The 499-nt window shown below is 72.3% G+C and carries 2 pseudogenes; one reads left to right on the forward strand and one right to left on the reverse strand.

What is annotated here, in order from left to right:
- A pseudogene (locus AC2W7C_RS18925) lies at window positions 1-213 on the reverse strand (polyprenyl synthetase family protein); the annotation flags it as partial.
- A 151-nt stretch (window positions 214-364) separates the two neighbouring features.
- On the opposite strand from AC2W7C_RS18925, the pseudogene AC2W7C_RS18930 reads away from it, so the two are divergent.
- Window positions 365-499 (forward strand): annotated as a pseudogene (locus AC2W7C_RS18930) (hypothetical protein); the annotation flags it as partial.

A 499-nucleotide genomic window follows, 5' to 3' on the forward strand; every position in this document is an offset into this window, starting at 1 on the left:
GGCGGCGCGGGCGGCGGCGACGGTCAGCAGGGGGCGCAGGCGCTTGCCGCCGGCGGCCACGATGTGGTCGGCCAAGAGCGGGATGACCGGCACCTCGGACTGCATCCGTTCGACGATCAGGGCGTCGACCACCGCCATGTCGTCGCGCGCCAGCCGGACCAGCGGCTCGACGTCTCCCTTGCGTCGGGAATCGGCGACGGTGACAGCGTCCAACGGAGTACTCTTCAGGAAGGGCGCGGGAGGAGGATCGCCCTGAAAATCCACCCGCCGCCTTGCCCGGCGGCGATGCGGCGCACAATGGTGATCGGGCCAACGAGGGTCAAGCCGCGTGTCCGTCGCACCCGACGCTGAATCGCCATCGGAAATCGTCGAGAACGCCCTGCTGGGCGGGCGCGTGCGGCTGCGTCAACCGGCGCGGGGCTATCGGGCGGGCATGGACGCGGCGCTACTGGCCGCCGCGGCGGAAGCGACGCCGACCGGATCCAGCGCGTGCACGCCG

Source organism: Brevundimonas sp. CURTG3B2_SDJG, assembly GCF_057364705.1.